The 774-nt window shown below is 47.9% G+C and carries 1 protein-coding gene; it reads left to right on the top strand.

Translation table 11 applies throughout. From position 1 onward, the window contains the following. Positions 1-113: 113 nt before the first annotated feature. A partial coding sequence (locus tag ACTHUM_RS16190; RefSeq protein ID WP_440403448.1) for a M48 family metallopeptidase occupies positions 114-774 on the top strand: 661 nt, incomplete at its 3' end.

The raw sequence follows: 774 nt of genomic DNA, 5'->3' as shown, positions 1-774 counted from the left end.
CTTAAATATTACGCTTAAAGGCCGTCTGAAACCGTTCAGACGGCCTTTTGTGTAAAGGGTATTAAATTTGGGTACAATGTCGTTACATTAATTTTAAAACACAGAGAGAAAACATGTTGAAAAAATGGAATAAAAAATATTGGGCCGGCATGGGTGTGATTTTGGCGTTGACCGGCTGTACTTCTGTAGCGGATATGGTTGGCTACGATACTGCGACTTTGAATGAAGATGCTGCCAAAAGTTACTCACAAGTCATTCAAAACGCGCGTGGTCAAAAAGCTTTGGATGTTTCATCTCCAACTGCTCAACGCGTTCAACGCGTGTTTGCACGTCTGCGTCCTCATGCTGAGCGCGCCAACAAAACCGGCGTGCCTTTCAACTGGCAGATGAACGTTATCCGCAGTGATGAAATGAACGCATGGGCAATGCCGGGCGGTAAAATGGCCGTGTACACCGGCATAGTAGAAAAATTGAAGCTGACGGATGATGAAATTGCCGCCGTTGTCGGCCATGAAATGACCCATGCTTTGTTGGAACACAGTAAAAAAGCTTTGGGCGGACAAGTATTGACCGGCTTGGGCGGTTCGATTTTGGCCAGCTCAACCGGTGTGGATGGTGATTTGGTCGGCTTGGGTGCAGATTTGTTGGCAACCAAACCGTTCTCACGCCATCAGGAAAGCGAAGCGGATGCCGGCGGTGTACGTTTGATGGCTGAAGCAGGCTACAACCCTGAGGCTGCGGTAAGCGTGTGGGAAAAAATGAACAAAGTACAGG

The sequence above is a fragment of the Neisseria sp. P0021.S006 genome, assembly GCF_051956895.1.
This window is presented reverse-complemented; position numbering and strand designations above follow the sequence as displayed.